The sequence below is a fragment of the Chondromyces apiculatus DSM 436 genome, assembly GCF_000601485.1.
In the GTDB taxonomy this organism is placed as follows: domain Bacteria; phylum Myxococcota_A; class Polyangia; order Polyangiales; family Polyangiaceae; genus Chondromyces; species Chondromyces apiculatus.
The window spans coordinates 57,643-74,194 of record NZ_ASRX01000003.1; the positions used below are offsets into that span (position 1 = coordinate 57,643).

16 protein-coding genes are annotated in these 16,552 nt (G+C 71.0%); 5 read left to right on the forward strand and 11 right to left on the reverse strand.

Features of this window, described 5'->3' with window-relative positions:
• Positions 1-19 precede the first annotated feature (19 nt).
• From CAP_RS01960 to CAP_RS49690, 4 genes are all read right to left on the reverse strand, one after another.
• Complete coding sequence (locus CAP_RS01960; RefSeq protein ID WP_044235434.1) at positions 20-607, reverse strand: Uma2 family endonuclease; 588 nt, start codon at positions 605-607, stop codon at positions 20-22.
• Between the two features lie 175 nt (positions 608-782).
• Positions 783-2,297 carry a phenylacetate--CoA ligase family protein gene (locus CAP_RS01965; protein WP_044235436.1) on the reverse strand — a complete coding sequence of 505 codons (1,515 nt, stop codon included), beginning with the start codon at positions 2,295-2,297 and terminating at the stop codon, positions 783-785.
• Positions 2,294-3,421 (reverse strand): NAD-dependent epimerase/dehydratase family protein, encoded by a 1,128-nt coding sequence (locus CAP_RS01970; protein ID WP_044235438.1) that lies wholly within the window; start codon positions 3,419-3,421, stop codon positions 2,294-2,296. The genes CAP_RS01965 and CAP_RS01970 overlap by 4 nt, the downstream gene beginning before the upstream one ends.
• An 84-nt stretch (positions 3,422-3,505) precedes the next feature.
• On the reverse strand, positions 3,506-4,123 hold the full coding sequence (locus tag CAP_RS49690) for a hypothetical protein (protein WP_156040410.1): 618 nt from the start codon (positions 4,121-4,123) through the stop codon (positions 3,506-3,508).
• A 128-nt stretch (positions 4,124-4,251) separates the two neighbouring features.
• Here CAP_RS49690 and CAP_RS01985 point away from each other — a divergent pair, with 128 nt between their 5' ends.
• On the forward strand, positions 4,252-5,259 hold the full coding sequence (locus CAP_RS01985; protein WP_044235692.1) for a DNA polymerase III subunit: 1,008 nt from the start codon (positions 4,252-4,254) through the stop codon (positions 5,257-5,259).
• A 97-nt stretch (positions 5,260-5,356) separates the two neighbouring features.
• Positions 5,357-5,929: a hypothetical protein gene (locus CAP_RS01990; protein WP_044235443.1), complete on the forward strand. Its 573-nt coding sequence runs from the start codon at positions 5,357-5,359 to the stop codon at positions 5,927-5,929.
• Between the two features lie 6 nt (positions 5,930-5,935).
• Here CAP_RS01990 and CAP_RS53240 read toward each other — a convergent pair whose 3' ends face one another.
• The 4 genes from CAP_RS53240 to CAP_RS02010 all read right to left on the reverse strand — a co-directional run bounded on the left by CAP_RS53240 (position 5,936) and on the right by CAP_RS02010 (position 10,775).
• Positions 5,936-6,160, reverse strand: coding sequence for a hypothetical protein (locus CAP_RS53240; RefSeq protein WP_156040411.1), 225 nt, complete (start codon positions 6,158-6,160; stop codon positions 5,936-5,938).
• Between the two features lie 273 nt (positions 6,161-6,433).
• Positions 6,434-7,441, reverse strand: coding sequence for a hypothetical protein (locus CAP_RS02000; protein WP_044235448.1), 1,008 nt, complete (start codon positions 7,439-7,441; stop codon positions 6,434-6,436).
• 134 nt (positions 7,442-7,575) lie between these two features.
• On the reverse strand, positions 7,576-8,199 hold the full coding sequence (locus CAP_RS02005) for a hypothetical protein (RefSeq protein ID WP_044235450.1): 624 nt from the start codon (positions 8,197-8,199) through the stop codon (positions 7,576-7,578).
• 194 nt (positions 8,200-8,393) lie between these two features.
• Positions 8,394-10,775: a fused MFS/spermidine synthase gene (locus tag CAP_RS02010; protein WP_044235452.1), complete on the reverse strand. Its 2,382-nt coding sequence runs from the start codon at positions 10,773-10,775 to the stop codon at positions 8,394-8,396.
• Between the two features lie 167 nt (positions 10,776-10,942).
• Here CAP_RS02010 and CAP_RS02015 point away from each other — a divergent pair, with 167 nt between their 5' ends.
• Positions 10,943-11,743, forward strand: coding sequence for a ferritin-like domain-containing protein (locus tag CAP_RS02015; protein WP_231511029.1), 801 nt, complete (start codon positions 10,943-10,945; stop codon positions 11,741-11,743).
• 55 nt (positions 11,744-11,798) lie between these two features.
• On the opposite strand, the gene CAP_RS02020 is transcribed toward CAP_RS02015, so the two are convergent.
• Positions 11,799-12,401: a hypothetical protein gene (locus CAP_RS02020; RefSeq protein WP_044235454.1), complete on the reverse strand. Its 603-nt coding sequence runs from the start codon at positions 12,399-12,401 to the stop codon at positions 11,799-11,801.
• Positions 12,398-13,096, reverse strand: coding sequence for a thiamine phosphate synthase (locus tag CAP_RS02025; protein WP_044235456.1), 699 nt, complete (start codon positions 13,094-13,096; stop codon positions 12,398-12,400). The genes CAP_RS02020 and CAP_RS02025 overlap by 4 nt, the downstream gene beginning before the upstream one ends.
• A 238-nt stretch (positions 13,097-13,334) precedes the next feature.
• On the opposite strand from CAP_RS02025, the gene CAP_RS43525 reads away from it, so the two are divergent.
• Positions 13,335-14,927 (forward strand): hypothetical protein, encoded by a 1,593-nt coding sequence (locus tag CAP_RS43525; RefSeq protein ID WP_052373963.1) that lies wholly within the window; start codon positions 13,335-13,337, stop codon positions 14,925-14,927.
• Positions 14,924-15,841 carry a ribonuclease Z gene (gene rnz / locus CAP_RS02035; protein WP_044235458.1) on the forward strand — a complete coding sequence of 306 codons (918 nt, stop codon included), beginning with the start codon at positions 14,924-14,926 and terminating at the stop codon, positions 15,839-15,841. The genes CAP_RS43525 and rnz overlap by 4 nt, the downstream gene beginning before the upstream one ends.
• Here the strand turns inward: rnz and CAP_RS02040 are convergent.
• The gene (locus tag CAP_RS02040; RefSeq protein WP_044235460.1) at positions 15,831-16,496 is read right to left on the reverse strand and encodes a carbonic anhydrase; all 666 of its coding nucleotides are present in this window, start codon (positions 16,494-16,496) and stop codon (positions 15,831-15,833) included. The genes rnz and CAP_RS02040 overlap by 11 nt on opposite strands.
• Positions 16,497-16,552: the final 56 nt, after the last annotated feature.

Here is a 16,552-nt window from a genome sequence, read left to right on the forward strand (position 1 = left end):
TCCGTGACCGCGGAGGGGCTCAGCCCGCGGTGCTGGGGGTGTCGTCGAACACGCCGAGGTACACTTCGTCGAGAGAGAGGGAGCAGCCTGGGGAGGCGAGGTCGATGCTACCTTGCTCGGCTGCGTCGAAGATCCAGCGGCCGTCCTCGGTGCGGCGGAAGAACTCGACCCGGCGTCTGCTCTGGGAGACGAGCACGTATTCGTGCAGGGAGGGGATGCGTCGGTAGTGAGCGAACTTGTCGCCCCGGTCGTAGGCCTCGCTGCTCGGGGAGAGCACTTCGACCAGCACGAGGGGATTCACGAGGGTGTTCGCATCGGCGGGCTCGCGCTCGATCTTGCCGCAGAAGACGCTGATGTCGGGGTAGGTGGCGAGGCCGGTGGCCTGGACACGGATGCGCATGTCGGAGTTGAAGACGCGGCAAGGGCGTCCGCGAAGGGCGCTGCGAAGCTCGGCGCTGACGTTGTCGGCGATGAGGCTGTGCGCGGGCGTGCCGCCAGACATCGCATAGACCTCACCGTCCAGGTGCTCGTGCTTGATGTCGCTATCGCGCTCCAGGGCGAGGTAGTCGGCGAAAGAGAGGGAGCGGTTCTGCACCGGTTCCGTCATGGCCAGGTCTCGACGCGGAGACTAGCACGGTGCCGCCAGAAGCTCCCGCGGCGCGCTCCTCACGCACCTCACACACGCGCGCACTGCAGGACGCATGAAGGTGCAATGCGCGCTCGGTCGTTTGCGGAAGCGCGGGTCGCGGGGCGCGTGCGCAGCAGCGTTGCCGGGCGGCGGATCAGCCGGCGGGGGTGGGCTTGCGGGTGTAGCGGTGCTTCACGCCGACGGGGAAGTAGGTGGGGTCGCCGGTGGGGAGGAGGAGGACGCGGGGGAGGTGGCGGCCTTCGGGGACGTAGGTTTTGTACTCGCTGTTGAGGCGGAGCAGCTCGGCCTGGATGGCCTGGGCGAGGGTGTTCTGGAGGAGGTCGGAGGGCTCCTCGCCTGGGGCCAGCTCGATGCGGATGACGAGGATGGGGTTGTGGTCGTCTTCCTCGCGGACCTCCATCACGAACTTGCCGGTGACGTGGGCGCTCACGGTGGGCTGTTCGAGGCCGACGGAGACGTTCTCGGGGTACACGTTGGCGCCGAAGTAGGAGACGGTGAAGTCGGAGCGGCCGAAGACGTAGACGAAGGGCATGTCGCGCATGCCGCGGCCGTCGCTGAGGGTGACCAGGGGGTGGAAGCTCCGGCGGGCGAGGAAGGAGAGCATGGTGTCGTGGGGGATGACGCCGCCTTGGTCGAGGATGGCGTAGCGGACGAGGGGGGTGCCGCCGTCGCCGGTGAAGACGAGCATGCCGTCGATGGCCTCGAAGTAGCGGGCGCAAGGGTCGTACTGGAGCAAGGTGGGGAGGCGCTCCTGGCCGAACAGCTCGCGGGCGACGTCGGGGTAGCGGGCGAGGTGGCGGCGGATGGCGATGCTGAGCGGGGTCTCGACGGCGAGGACGCCAGCGTCGGCGGTGCCGTACATGGAGGCGGAGTCGCGGTAAGGGTCCTTCGAGCCCGCGCGCTCCAGGACGAGGGTGCGCCACTCCTCGCTGAAGACCTCGCCGGCGAAGACGAGCTTGATGTTCAGGGGGGACCAGTCGATGCCGCGGACGAGGCCCGCGTCGATGACGTCCTTGAGGAACGGGGGGTAGCCGAGGAGGACCACCTGGTCGAAGGCGGGGCCGAGCTCCTCGATGGCGCGGAAGATCTCGTCCTTGTTGTTGCCAGGGGTGATGACGGTGATGGGGTAGCCGCGGGCGGCGAGGTGGCGGCAGGCGGCAGTGGTGTACATGCCGCCGACCCAGGTGCCCATGGCGAAGCAGATGACGGCGAGGGTGCGGCGGCGGTCGGCCTCGAAGCTGTCGTGGAAGATCTGCTCGAACCTGCGGGTGACGGGGAGCTCGTCGGTGACGAAGCGGGGCCAGAAGGTGGGGCGGCCCGTGGAGCCGGAGGAGACGGCGACCATGTCGCAGTCTTCGAGGCGGCCGCCGCGGCAGAGATCGGCGATGGGGTTGGCGAGGACGTAGGTCTGCTTGGTGAGGACGGGCAGGACGCGGAAGGCCTCGTGGCTCTGCACGGCGGCGGCGTCGAGGCCGCGCTCGGCGAGGAAGCGGCCGTAGGCCGGGACGGAGGCGGCGACCTCCTGAAAGAGGGCGAGGGCGAGGGTCGCAGGGTCGACGTCGTGGTGGCGGGAGAGGGTCTCGTCGAGGGAGGTGGCGAAGTGATGGTTGATGGCGGCAAGGAAGCGCTGACGCTGGGCTTTGTTCACGAGGTGGCTCCTGCATGGCGCGTGGCGAGGGCAATCTCGTCGGCGCGTCGCTCTCGTCCGGGCACAGGGTCGGACGGGGGGTGGGCAAGGAGGTTGGTGGTGAGGATGTCGAGGGTGTGGGCGAGGGGGCGGTGCTTGAAGCCAAGGGCGGAGACGGCGCGGTCAGGGTCGATGCAGGACATCCAGCGGCTGCTGAAGGGCGAGACGAGCCTGGGATCGAGGCCGGCCGCGGTGAGGGCGGAGGCGGGTACGGGGACGAGGGGAGGGGGGGGCGCGCCGATGGAGGCAGCGAGGAGGGTGAGGTACTCGGGGAGGGTGGGCATCTCCTGCTGGCAGAGGTTGTAGACCTGGCCGGTGGTGATGCCGGGGCTCCGGAGGACGGTGAGGACGGTGTCGGCGATGTCGACCACGTAGACGTGGCGCACGTGGGGAGACGCGCCCTCGAAGGTGGGCAGGAGGAGGGGGCCGCCGTCGAGGATGCGCGCGAGGTAGGCCTCGACGCGGCGCTGGGGGTCGCGGGGGCCCTCGACCATGGGGATGCGCAGGCGGGTGACGGGGAAGCGCTCGGCCTCCCAGGCGGCGGCGAGGGTGTCCTCGCAGGCGCGCTTGTGGACGCCGTAGTCGTAGCTCGCCTTGTGGACGAGGGCCTCGGCGGAGGCACCGGAGGGCGCGCCAGAGGAGGCGCTGGAGGCGGGTCCGGCGCTGGGAGCAGGGAGGGCGTCTGCAGCGGCGGGCGCGGTGGTGTGCTCGGCAGGATCGGGGAGCAGGGGGCCGTCGTAGTCGGCCTCGGTGGCAGGGACAGGGCAGTCCTGGCGCACGAGGTAGACCTGGCCGGTGCTGATCATGACGTAGTGGCCGACGCGGTTGCGGAGGGCCTGGATGGCGCCGCGGGCGTCGGACTCGGTGTAGGCGAGCAGGTCGACGGCGGCGTCGAACTCACGGCCGCCGAGGCGGTGGGCGAGGCCGTCGCCGTGGCGGTCGCCGTGGAGGCGGTGGACGCGGGGGCCGAAGGGATCGGGGGAGATGCCGCGGTTGAAGAGGGTGACGTCGTGGCCCGCCGCGAGGAGGCGCTGGACGATGAAGAAGCCGATGAAGTGGGTGCCGCCGAGGACGAGGACACGCATCGGGGAGACCTTAGCGCGCGTTCGGGAAGGCGGGTACGGGGGGCGCCCGAATCCACGGAGGACCCGACACCGACTCCGGGAGGATCACGGATTGTCGCCGTGAGCGTAGGGCTGGAAGGCGCCCATCACGGGTGGCCGGGGCGCGCCGCGGGGCCACTGGGAGATAAATTTGTACGTGTCGTCTTCCGACCAGGTGAAGGCCGCTTCGACGTCCGTCCCGGGGACGAAGCGGAAGAGGAGGTTGGTGACGCCGGGAGCGACCGTCCTGTAGACCTCGGCGCCACCCTTGCGGAGGATGATGTCGCTGGGTTTGCTGTCGCTCTCGCCGGATGGCGTGCAGCGGACGCGGAGCCACTCGCGGACCATCCTGGTCTCGCAGTGGCGGGCGGTGGAGCCGGTGACGGTCACCTCGGGGGCGTCCTTGAACTCGTCCGCAGCAGGCATGGGGGTGCGGGCGTCCGGGGACGACGCCGCGGAGCCGCTCGCGGAAGCCGCGGCGCTCGCAGGCGCAGAGGGCGGGGAGGGCGCGGCGCTGTCGGCGGCGGGTGCAGCCGTCGGGGGGCTCGCAGGGGTGGCCGCGGTGGGAGGCGCGGTGCCGTCGGCGGGTCTGGTGACGGCGCCAGGGTCGTCGCCGGAGGTGGACTTGCCGCAGGCGGTGAGGCTCCACGAGAGGATCGCAAGGAGGCAGAGGTGACGGTTCAAGCGTAAGGCCCTCCAGCGTGGAGGGTCGCAGGTCGATGGAAGGGGTTCAACGGCGTTCGGGTCGGCTGCATGCCGGAGCCGGCAGGCCCCTGCTCCAGGGTGCGCGGTACCTATGGTAGGGGTTGGCGGTGCCGTTCACGCATATTCTCGGTCAGGACATGGCGATCTCCACGCTCACCCGGGCGCTCACGTCGGGGCGCGTGCACCATGCGTACCGGTTCGAGGGGCCGCCGGGGGTGGGCAAGGAGATGACGGCGACGGCGCTCGCACAGGCGCTGGTCTGCGTGGGGGACGATCCGCTGGGGTGCGGGGCGTGCAGCGCTTGCCAGAGGGCGGCTGGGCGATCGCCGGGGAGGCCGGCGTCGCCGCTGCACCCGGACGTGGCGATCGTGGCGCGGAACTTCTATCCGGCGGCGACGATCGGGCGGAAGACGGACGAGTCGTCGGAGATCTCGGTGGACCAGGTGCGCACCATCGTGCTGCAGCACGCGAGCTATCCGGCGCACGAGGGGCGAGCGCGGGTGTTCCTCGTGCGGGACGCCGACGAGCTGAGCACGGGGGCGGCGAACGCGCTGCTGAAGACGCTGGAAGAGCCGCGGCAAGGGACGTACTTCGTGCTGCTGACGTCGCGCCCGGACGCGCTGCTGAACACGATCCGCTCGCGGACGATGCCGGTGCGGTTCGGGCCGCTGCCGGAGGCGGTGGTGCGGGATGCGCTGGAGGCGGCGGAGATCCCGGCAGAGCGGCAGGAGCTGGCGCTGGAGATGGCCGGGGGGAGCGTGTCGGCCGCGCTGGAGCTGTGCGACGAGGAGGCGACGGAGGCGCGGGAGGCCTTCGTGCGCCGGGTGTTCGAGGCGGTGGACGCGCGGGATCTGGGGATGGCGGTGACGCTGGCGGAGTCGCTGGAGAAGGACAAGGACCGGCTGAAGGCGGACCTGCGCGCGCTCGGGGCAGCCCTGGCGCGGCGGGCGCGCGGAGAGGTGGACGAGGCGCCCGCGTCGGCCGAGGTGCTGGCGCGGCGGTACGAGGCGGTGGGGAGGGCCGTGGTGAGGCTGGAGAGGAACGCATCGCCACAACTCGCGATGGTGTCGCTGGTGGCCGACCTGCGCGAGGCGGGGCGGTACTGCGTACCCTGAATCAGGGGCCTGCGGCCCCTACGCTCCCGATGGTCGCTACCCCCGTTTGCTTGCAGATCGTCACACCAAGGACCAGGCGCGAATCAGGAGAGGGGAAATGCGAGGGGTGATGATGCGGGTGTGGATGGTGCTCGCGGCGGGGGTGCTCGCGGGGTGCACGCCGGGGGGCGGCAAGGGGGGCGTGGGCGATGGGGGGGTGAGCGATGGGGGGGTGAGCGATGCGGCGCCGGGCGGGGCGGGGTTGCCGCGGGAGGCAGGCGCGGGGAGCGCTACGCCCGGGGGGAGCGCGCAGGCGCAGGCGCAAGCCAAGGCAGAGGCGGAGGGGGCCGGGCAGATCGAGCTGCTGAAGATGACGCTGACATCGGAGGTGAAGGACAAGGAGCCCGCGGACAAGCTCGATGCGGCGAAGGAGGGGGAGCGGGTGTACGCGCACCTGGCGCTGCGCAACCGGACGGGGGAGGAGCGCGAGGTGCGGGTGACGTTCGACGTTGGGGGGAAGACGCGGACGGAGCTGACGCTGAAGGTGGGGGCGGCGTGGCAGTGGCGGACGTGGGGCTACGCGACGATGAAGGAAGGGGACGCGGGGAAAGAGCTGACGGTGGTGGTGAGCGAGGTGGATGGGGCGGAGCTGCGCCAGATGACGCTGCCGATCCGGAAGGGGTCGAAGTAGGGGCGGTCAGGGAGACGGGGGGAGCGACCCGAGGCACGCGGGGTAGCGGGAGAGGGCCTCGCGCCAAGGTTTCTCGACGAGGGGGTAGCTGTCGAGGTGGAAGGCGCGGAGCTGGGTCGAGGGGTAGATGCGCTCAGAATCTTGTGGGTTGAAGGTTCTGTCCTGGTCCACCAGATCGAGGTCGGCCTTCTCGTAGATGTATTCGACAAACTGCGAGCAGGTTCCTGCCATGAGAACCTGCTCGCCATGAAGGTCGTCCATCTGCCGTTTTGATCGCCACTTTACGCGCCTCAGCCTGTCCCACTCGGGCGTGGATGGCTCCGCGGCGGGCCGCAGGCGAGTCACATCGACGTAGAGGCGCTCGATCAGGAACACGAGGTCCCTCAGTACCGACATAGATGCCCGCGTGAAGTGGGTATTCGGGATCGTCAGGATCCCAGTCGAAGACCACGTCGCCCGGATACAAGAGCCCGCCAACTTCCTCATCCACGGAGATGCAGACCATCAGAGACGGCCTCGCATGGTCAAAAGCAGCGTCATGTAGCGCGCCTGCACGTCCGGAGTTGCCGCGAACGCGCTGAGCAGCGCGCGCGTAGCGTCCTTCTTCAGGCGCTCCGTGAGCACACGACCAGCGTGCACAGCCGCAGCGTCTTCAAGACCTCGGGGCGCGGCAAAGCTCCGTGCAAGGAGGGCGGCAGTGCGATCGAGGAGCGTCCCCGGAGTCACCAGACCAGCAAGACGGACCAGCATCGCCACGAGGTCGGGCCGTTCGGCGCGTCGCCCCGACGTGACCTCACGTTCGATCCGCTTGAGAACCACGTCGGTGAGACGCGTGGCAGCATCCGGGGGTAGCACCACCTTGGGTGCACGAAGCCAGTCGACGAGACCGAGAGCGCTGGCCCAGGCAATGACGGGGATGCTGTTCTGAATACGGTCTGTGAGCCCATCCAGAGACTGCATGCCGAGCAGCCATGGGACCGAAGGCAGGGCGAGAGTCGCGTTGCCCTGCGTCGCTTCAACCGACTCCCAGCGCTCGATCCACCGCAGCAGGGCGTGACCCAGGGCGGTACGATGGCTGTCCTGAGCAAGGGGAACCAGACGCACCCGTTGTGCCGCCACGGAGGCGACGGTCGGGTCACTCTCTGCGTCCTCCAGGATGGCTGCGACGAGACGCTCCGTGGCTGGCAGAGAAAGGCTGACTGCGGCCTCGACCACGGCTGCCAGCGCAGGTCGATGCTCACGACGCCACCTCTCCCCTTCGGACTTGATCCAGACATCGAGCGCGGTCCGCTCCGCGGCACTGGCGGTAGCAAGCCTCACCAGCTCGTCCACGAGTTCGCTGAGGTCAACCTCACGCCGTGCACCAGCCACCCTGTCCAGCAGAGCCCGGATCTCGCTGCGGGGTACGGGGTTCCGGCTGACGAGCGCAATGGGGCTGGAGGCCGGGATGACCTCGGCGGCTTCAACCGCGATCGCGTTCTCGGTGGCAGTACTGGTCACTACCTGAAGCACGGTGCGATTGCCTTTCTTGCTTCTTCGCTCGCTCCGCTCACGGCGTGTTCCACGCGCTGGCGTGTTGCCAGGCCAGTCGAGCGCAACTTGCGAAGACTCCTCGTCGTCCGTGCTGGGTTCAGGGCGAGGAGAGATCAACGCGCACCTCTGCTGGAGGAAAGATCGGCACGATCAGGAGGTAGAGGTTTCGTGCCGGCACTACCCGACGCGGCTGCATGAGGCTGGAAGGACATGGCTGAAAGCTGCTCGAGCGTGCCCGCAGCGACTTCGAGGCGCTTGATCAAACGTCTCAGTCCTTCGATGCCACACTGGAACACCGGGACGTCTTCTTCATCGAGCTCGATGCGGATGATGGCAACCGGCGTTGTCGCGATCTCGGCGCCTCCTGTCCCCAGGGCAATGCATCGCAGGTCGCAGTTGACTGTGACGTCACGCAACATCGGCATGGCGCGCGCGATATCCTGGAGACGCTCGAACCGCTGCACCATGGTTGCAGCAGCGGGCTCGAACACGTCGAACAGCGTGTCCAGCGACTCCGATGATTGCACTTGCGAAAGTACGTCCTTGAGAGCTTGACGGCCTTCAGCTCCGCTCTGACCCAGGTAGCCGAGCAGCGGGATTGCAGAGGCAACGATGTGCGCGTCCACGCCTGCGGCAGCCGCGATCTCTGCGGCTTCATCTTCTGCGATTCCGGCTGGCGAGCTGGGAACGAACGCCCGCAGCGCAGCGCTGAGTGCTTTGCGCGGATCGTCGCTCAACGCGAGCAAATCCAGGGTCTGGCTCTGGAGTTACCTGGATGGTGCCGTGTTGCGCTGCACTTTACCCGCAGGGGCCATGCATCCAGCGTAGCGCGCGATTTTCGGGCGTGGCCAGCGGAACGTGGGCTGAAGGATGCCAGAACGGACATGGGTGGTAGGCACAATGCGGAGCTGCGATGTGTCTGCTTTCCGTATTACCGGCGCAGGATCGCGAGCAGGTCAGAGAATTCGTCGGTCCAGATGGCGACGCCGGGGCGGGGCTTGAGGGTGATGGCTTCGGGGTCGGCTGGCAGCTCTTCGAGGTCGTCGCGGTGGCGCGCGACCATGGCCCACTGCGAGGGGGTCTTGCCGGCGAGTTCTTCCTCGGTGGAGGGGAAGTCCTGGAAGGCGCAGGCGGTGAGGCCGGCGTCGGGGACGAGGGCGGCGAGGACGGCGAAGAGGTCGAGGAAGCGGTTGGAGAGGTGGAAGGCGATGACGCCGTGGGGGGCGAGCTTTCGTTGGTAGAGGGCGAGGGCTTCGCGGGTGAGGAGGTGGACAGGGATGGCGTCGGAGCTGAAGGCGTCGAGGACGAGGAGGTCGAAGTGGCCGTCAGGGGCCTCGGCGAGGCGGAGGCGGGCGTCGCCGAGGACGGTGTGGAGGCCGTGGCCGCCAGGGAAGGCGTCGCTCAGGAAGGTGAAGTAGCGGTCGTCGCGGGCGATGCGGACCATGGCAGGGTCGAGCTCGTAGAAGGTCCACTGCTGGCCAGGGCGGGCGTAGGCGGCGAGGGCGCCAGAGCCGAGGCCGACGACGCCGATGGTGGCGTCGAGGGCGGCGGCGCGATCGAGGTGGGTGAAGGCGCGGCCGATGGGGCTTGAGCGGGTGTAATACGCGAGCGGCTCGGTGCGGCGGGCAGGGTTCTGGATGCCGTGCATGGTGCGGCCATGCACGAGGCGGTGGAAGCCGCGGGTGTCCTGGGTGACGCGGACGATGCCGAAGAAGGTGCGCTCTCGGTAGAGGTCGGTGCCGTGGCCGCCAGGGTGGAAGGCGCTGGCGAGGGCGATGCCGGCGAGGGAGAGGGCGAAGCGGCGCGGCTGGTGGAGGGTGCGGTACACGAGGAGGAGGGGGAGGCAGTAGACGATGGCGACGGTGACGCGATCGTGAGGTCTGCCGAGGTAACGGACGCCGAGGATGAGGGCGACGGTGAGGAGGAAGGCGCGCGCGGCGAAGCGGAGGTCGGGGCGCCAGTCGTGGAGGGCGGAGGGTTTTGGGGACGCGGCGGCGGAGATATCTGGGGGGGCGGAGGGGCGGGGTGAGGTCTCGGGCGAGAGGGTCGATGAGGCTGTCTCGGCGGGCGCGCGCGGAGGGGCGGGGCGGCAGAGGCAGGCGAGGAGGATGGCGAGCGGGTACTCGACGAGGCTCGTGAAGAAGAGGGGGGCGAAGACGGCGTTGAAGAGGCCACCGAGGGCGCCGCCGACGCTGAGGCACAGGTAGAAGGCGGTGAGGTGGCGGCGCTCGGGGCGGTCGCGCGCAAGCTCGCCGTGGCAGACCATCGCGCCCGCGAAGAACGTGATGAGGTGCATCGGAAGCAGGAGCGCGGCGGGGTTGGAGGCCTCGGCGAGGAGCGTGAGGAGGGAGGCCGCGGCGCCGAGGGGGAGAAGGCGGACCATCCAGGCGTGAGGGAGGAGGGGGCGGCGCGCGAAGACGAGGATGAACGAGACGAGGTAGAGCGCGAGGGGGAGGACCCAGAGGAGCGGGACGGGCGCGATGTCTGCGGTGAGGTAGGCGGTGACGCCGAGCAGGTGGCTCGAAGGGACGAAGGCGAGCGCGATCCAGCGGAGGTAGCGGCGGGAGGTGATCAGGGTGGGCGCAGGAGAGAGCGGCGCGGTCAGAGAAGAAGCGGCAGGGGCTGCGGGCGGTGCATCGGCAGGGGCGTCGGTGGGGGCTGCGGGGGCCAGCGCTTCCGGAGCAGGGACGAGGGACGCGGCGCTGCGTCGGCGGGCAGCGAGGAGGGCGCAGGCGGCGAGGAGGGCGACGAAGAGGGCGTAACCCCAGGCCCAGCCGCGGGACTGGGCGGCGAGGCCGAGGCGGGGTTCGAGGAGGAGGGGGTAGCCGAGGAGGGCAGCGAGGCTGCCGAGGTTGCTGGCGCTGTAGAGAAAGTAGGGGTCGCGGGCGGCGGGGTCGTCGGTGCCGGAGAACCAGCGCTGGAGGAGGGGACTGGTGGCGCCGACGATGAAGAAGGGGAGGCCAGCGGTGGTGGCGAGGAGGAGGAGCACGCCGAGGGTGGGGTCGCCTTCGGGGGCTCGATCGAGGGGGAGGGAGAAGGGGAGGCCGAGGCGGGAGCCAGGGGCGACGAGGATGAAGGGGAGGAGCGCGAGGACGAGGTGCAGGGGGGCGTGGCGGCGGATGTCGAGGCGGGCCGTGGCGAGGTGGGCGTAGGCGTAGCCGGCGAGGAGGGCCGCCTGGAAGAAGAGCATGCAGGTGACCCACACCTGGGCCGCACCTCCAAGGAGCGGGAGGAGGGCCTTGCCCAGCATCGGCTGCACGCAGAAGAGCAGCGCGGCCCCGAGGGCGATGGCCGCGGTGAAGAGGATTCGCACGGCACCTCCGTGTGCTGGCCCGGGGCCGGCACGTCCGCGCGCCGGTCGACGGCCTCGGCGCTGGCGCGACGATACACGGGTTCGCAGGGGGGCGTGTCCGGGAGAGGGGCGTGGAGGGTGAAGGGGCGCGGAGCGAGGAGGGGCGGAGGGCGTGGTAGGGTGGGGGCATGGCGGATGTGGCTCCCTCCCCCACGCGGCGCGCCGGCACGAAGGACACGGAGAAGGTGCAGGGCAAGGCCGTGCCGCGCGCGCGACGCGTGCCGGCGAGTGATGGGGTGCGGGCGGAGTGGGGGCGGCGGATCGAGGCGGAGTACAGGTCGGCGGCGATCACGCAGCACCTGACGCTGTGGTTGATCCAGATCGGGGCGTCGCCGGATCTGATCGATGACGGGCTGCGGATCGTGAAGGACGAGCTGACGCACGCGCAGTTGAGCCACCGGACGTTCGTGGCGGCGGGGGGGCAGGTGCCGCCACCGCTGGCGCGGGAGACGCTGGGGCTGCGGGCGCCAGCAGGTGAGGCGCTGGAGCTGTCGGTGGCGCGGACGGGGGTGGAGGTGTTCTGCCTGGGGGAGACGGTGGCGGTGCCGCTGTTCAAGGTGCTGCGCGAGGGGTGCACGGTGCCGGTGGCGCGGCGGGCGCTCGACAGGGTGCTGCGGGACGAGGTGCGGCACCGGGACTTCGGCTGGGCGCTCTTGCGGTACATGCTGGAGTCGCCGAGCGGGGGCGCGGTGCGCGCGCTGGTGGTGCGAGAGCTGCCGCGGATGCTGGCGCGGGTGCGGCGGGGGTACATGCCGCCAGGCGCGGAGGCGAAGGCGACGCTGCCGGAGGAGGATCGGGCGTGGGGGCTGATGCCGTGGGCACGCTACGGGCAGATCCTGGAGCGGACGATCACGCGGGATTACGTGCCGCGCTTCGGGGAGCACGGGATCGATGCAGGGGCGGCGTGGGCGGAGGCGACGGGGCGCTGAAGCCGAGACGAAGAAGAGCGCGGGGCGGCGAGAGGGAGCGCGCGGGGCGCAGAGGTCAGTGGCCGTCGCCGCCGTGGCCGAGTCGATCGTAGGAGCCGGGCTCCAGGCGGTGGCCGGTCCACGCGAGTGACCGGCCCCCGGTCCCGAGCACGAGGGCGACGTTGCCGGCGCCTCCGTCGTAGAGGGCGAGGATGCCCTCGGAGGCGAGATCGAGCACGCCCTGGCCCCTGCCTTCGAGGGCGACGGGGACACGGCTGCGGCGCTGCATGGCGACGCGGCCGATCTCCAGGGTGGCGGGGGGTTCGAAGGGGATGTCCACGGTGACAGGCGTCATCCAGTAGAGGTCCTTGCTTGGGGGCGCGAAGGCGGCGACGGCATGCAGGGCGGTGCCCTCGGGGGCGATGAAGATGGCCGCAATGACGTCGCGGCGGTCGCGGGCGAGGATCACGCCGGCGAGCCAGCGCTCCTCGCGGTCGGCTTGCACGACGTCGCCGAGGCGCAGGGGGAGGCCCTCGAAGGGGTCAGGATTGAGCACAAGCTCGGGCTCCGGGGGGTCGTCGAGGCCGTACGGGTCCTCCGAGAGGCGGCGGCGCGCGGCGGCGTAGCCCGCAGAGGCTGCGACGGCTGCGGTGAGGGCCGCGATGAGGAGGAGGCTCACCCGGGGGCCTTGGCCTGGAGGAGGGCCGTGTGCAGGGCGAGGGCCCTGGCCGTCACGGCGGCGAGGGCGTCGGGGCCGTTGGGATCCGAGGAGGAGGCGCCTTCGGGGGGCAGGAGGGCGCCGATGACGGCCGCGCAAACGCCGAGGGCGCCGAGGTGAGGGGCGGTCTCCAGGGTGATGCCGCCGATGGCCACGATGGGGAGGCCAGGGCGCACGGCGGCGACGCGGGCGACGAGGTCGGTGAGCGCAGGAAGGCCAATGGCGGGGTCGGCTTGCTCCTTGTTCACGGTGGGGAAGATGGGGCCGATGGCGACGTAGTCGATGGGCTCGGCGAGTGCCGGGTCGAGCTGGGTGAGGTCGTGGGTGGAGAGGCCGATGCGGACGCGGGCGCCGGCGCGCTCGGCGAGGGCGCGGACGGCGGTGACGGGGAGATCGTCCTGGCCGACGTGGATGCCCTCGCAGCCGGCGAGGAGGGCGAGATCAGGGCGGTCGTTGGCGAAGAGGGGGACGTTGGCGGCCGCGGCGCGGGGGACGAGGGCGCGCAGGAGGTCGAGCATGCGGCGCGCGCTGCCGTGCTTGTCGCGGAGCTGGATGGCGGCCGGGCGCGCCAAGAGCACGGCGTCGGCGAAGAGGATGGGGTCGATGCCACGGCGCGCGAGCGCGTCCGTGTCGATGATGGCGTAGAGGCCTCGCATGACGGGAACCTGGCATTTCGAGGGCGCGCGCGCCTGAATGTGGAGGATGTGGAGGATGCGCGGCGGCCGTGGCAAGGCCGCGGGGGCGGAGGGGCACATCCCCAGGAGCTGCCGCCCCGGCCGCTGTCAAGGCGCAAAGCTACGGTTGACTCCCCCGGAAAGAAAGCGGAAGCGTGGGCAGAAGCGTTCGAAAACCTTCGGAAACCTCCGGAAACGTCGGCTGAAGAGCAAGGTATCCATGCACATGCGCTTCCTTCCGTGGTGTCTCGGGCTGGCAGGGATCGGCCTGTCGTCAGGGGCTGCTTTTGCGCAGACGGCGGCCGCGGCGTCGACGGGCAGCGCGACGGCTGGCGCGACGGGTGCGGGCAAGGCGGGGGCGGCGGCAAAGGAGAAGGCTCCCGAGCTGCCCGAGGCGCCCGCGCGGCTCTGGATCGTGGCGCCATCGGCGAGCGGTCCCTGGACGTTGCGGGTGGACAACGAGGGGGAGCGGCCGATGCGCATCGCCGCCGACGAGCGCGCGCTGGAGCTGGAGATCGAGCTGACGGACGTGGACGCGCGCGGCCGGGTGAAGAAGAAGAAGGTGCGCTGCGCGGCGCCAGCGGCGATGCGGCCAGCGTCGTTCCCGGAGCGGCAGGCGCTGCTGCTGCCGCCGGGGCACTCGTACATCGAGCACATCGATCCGTACCTCTACTGCTTCGGCAAGGACGCGGAGGCGCTGACGGGCGGGGCGGTGGTGCGCGGGTGGATGGGCTGGAGCGCGCCGAAGGCCGGGGCGCGCACCAGGCCGGAGCCGCCGTTCATGGTGGAGTCGACCGACGATCCGTACGGGTTCGCGCCGGCACGGGGGCTGCGCGCGCCGACGATGCTCCTCGGGTACAACGCGCCCCCGGCGCAGGAGAAAGAGCCTGCGGAGGGCGACGAGGCAGAGGGCGGGGCGGCGTCGGCGGCAGGTGGGGCTGCCGCGGCTGGCCAGGCCGGGGCGGGCGAGGGCAGGCCCGCGGACAAGCCCGCGACGGCCACCGAGCTTGCGGTGGCCATCCCTCCGGCCAATGCGGGGGATGTGGCGCCGAGCAAGCCCACGACGGCCGACAAGCCCGCGACGGCCGACAAGCCTGCGGCGCTGCAGAGGCCCGCGGCGGGCACGGACAAGGCGGGGGCCGGGAGCAAGGCGGCGATCACGGAGAAGCCGGCGGGCGCGGACAAGGCAGCCGCAGACAAGGCTGGCGCGGACAAGGCAGCCGCAGACAAGGCAGGGGCCGGGGGCAGCGCCGCCGAGGGTGGGGCGACGGGTGCTGGGAAGCCGGTCCCTCCGGCCAAGCCAGAGCCGCCGCCGATCGTGGACGCAAACGCGCCACGGCTGGAGCTCACGGCGGATGCGTGGGCGGATGCGAGCGCGCCGAACCGGGTGGCGATCTCGGTGACCGCGAAGAACGCTGGCAAGCGGGCGATGACCGTGGCGCTGCTCCCGCGCATGCTGGAGTTCCGGGTGGAGGGGCCCGATGGGCTGGCGATCTGCCCGGCGTCGCCGGCGACCGGCGGGGTGCCGCGGGACATGTTCCGGCAGCTCAAGGCGGGCGGGACGCAGACCTTCCGGGTGCTGCTCGGGGAGATGTGTCCGAAGGGCGCGTTCAACCGCCAGGGGATGTACAAGGTGACGGCGGTGCTCCACGCGCAGGAGGACGGGCGACGCGTGGACGTGACCGCGTACACGGGTGACGTGACGGCGACGAGCCCGACCCGGGTGCGGTTGCAGAGCGCGCCGGAGCCCTTTCACATGCGTACGCCCCGGGCCGTGCCCACGCCGCAGCCCGACGCCGAGCCGCCCCCGTGAGCCTCCGGCTGACCTTCCTGGGGACCTCGGCCGCCGCCCCCACGGCGCGCCGCAACCTGTCGGGGCTCTTCGTGCGGCGCGAGGGGGCCTCGATGCTGTTCGACTGCGGCGAAGGTACGCAGCGGCAGATGATCCGGTACGGGACGGGGTTCGCGCTGGATGCGGTGTTCTTCACGCACTTCCACGCCGATCACTACCTGGGGATCATCGGGTTCCTGCGGACGCTCTCCATGATGGGGCGCACGGAGCCGCTGCGGCTTTACGGGCCGCCGCCCGCGGCGTCGTTCCTGCCGCAGGTGATCCACCTCGGCGTGGAGGAGCTGGGGCTCGCGGTGGAGGTCGTCGAGATCAGCTCGGGCACGGCGTTCGCCGGCGATGGGTACCGGGTGGAGGCGTTCCCGACCGATCACCGGGTGCGCTCGATCGGCTATGCGCTGGTGGAGGATCCGCGGCCTGGGCACTTCGACGTGAACGCGGCGCGGGCGCAGGGGGTCCCCCAGGGGCCGCTCTTCGGCAAGCTGCAGCGCGGCGATGCGGTCACCCTGGCCGACGGGCGGGTGGTGCACCCGGCGCAGGTGGTCGGGCCGGCGCGGGCCGGGCGCAGGGTGGTGATCTCCGGCGATACGCGGCCGTGCGGGGCGACCATCGCCGCGGCGCAAGGGGCGGATCTGCTGGTGCACGAGGCGACGTTCGGGGACGCGGAGCAGGAGCGCGCGGAGTACACGAAGCACACGACGGCGCGGGAGGCGGCGCGGGTCGCGCGGGAGGCGGGCGTCGGGCGGCTGATGCTCACCCACCTGTCGACCCGCTACGATCACGAGCCGGAGGTGCTGCTGCGTCAGGCGCGCGAGGAGATCGACGCCTGCGAGGTGGCCGAGGACGGGCTCGTCGTCGACCTGCCCTTCAAGGAGTGACGCGCGGGGGGGTGGCGTCGGGGAGGCCCCCGGAGAGCTCCTCGGAGGCGGTGAGGAACGTGCCCCGATCCGCGTCGTAGACCTGGATCTCCGCGGAGAACAGGTCGTAGATCCAGCCGTGGAGCTGCAGCTCCCCGCGTTCGAGGGCCTTCGCCACCACGGGGTAGGTCGTCATGCGTTCGAGCTGCACGAGGACGTTCTCCTCGACCGCCCTGCGCCACCACACGTCAGGCGTCGCGGCGTGCTCGCGGGTGGCGTCGACCGCGTCGCGTGCCTCTTCCAGCCACCGCGCGAGCGAGGCACCTGCGCTCGCGTCGATGCTGTCCATCACCGCGCGCACGCCGCCGCAGCCGTAGTGGCCGCACACGATGGCGTGCGGTACGTGCAGGTGCCCCACGGCGTACTCCAGGGCGGCACCCACGCTGACGTGCGGGTGCTCGTGAGGGGGGATGAGGTTGGCGATGTTGCGCACCACGAAGAGCTGCCCGGGCATGCAGGTGGTGAGCAGCTCCGGGATCACCCGGGAGTCGGAGCAGCCGATGAAGATGGCATCGGGGCTCTGCTTCTCCTCGGCGAGTCGCTCCAGGAACGAGCGCTCATCGTGCACGTACCGGCGCAGGAACTGAGCGTGTCCCTCCAGCAGGGCGTCGACCATGTGCCGAGCAGACCCGAGGGTTGGAGGCAGCGTCAAGCGCCCAGGCAGCGGGAGGG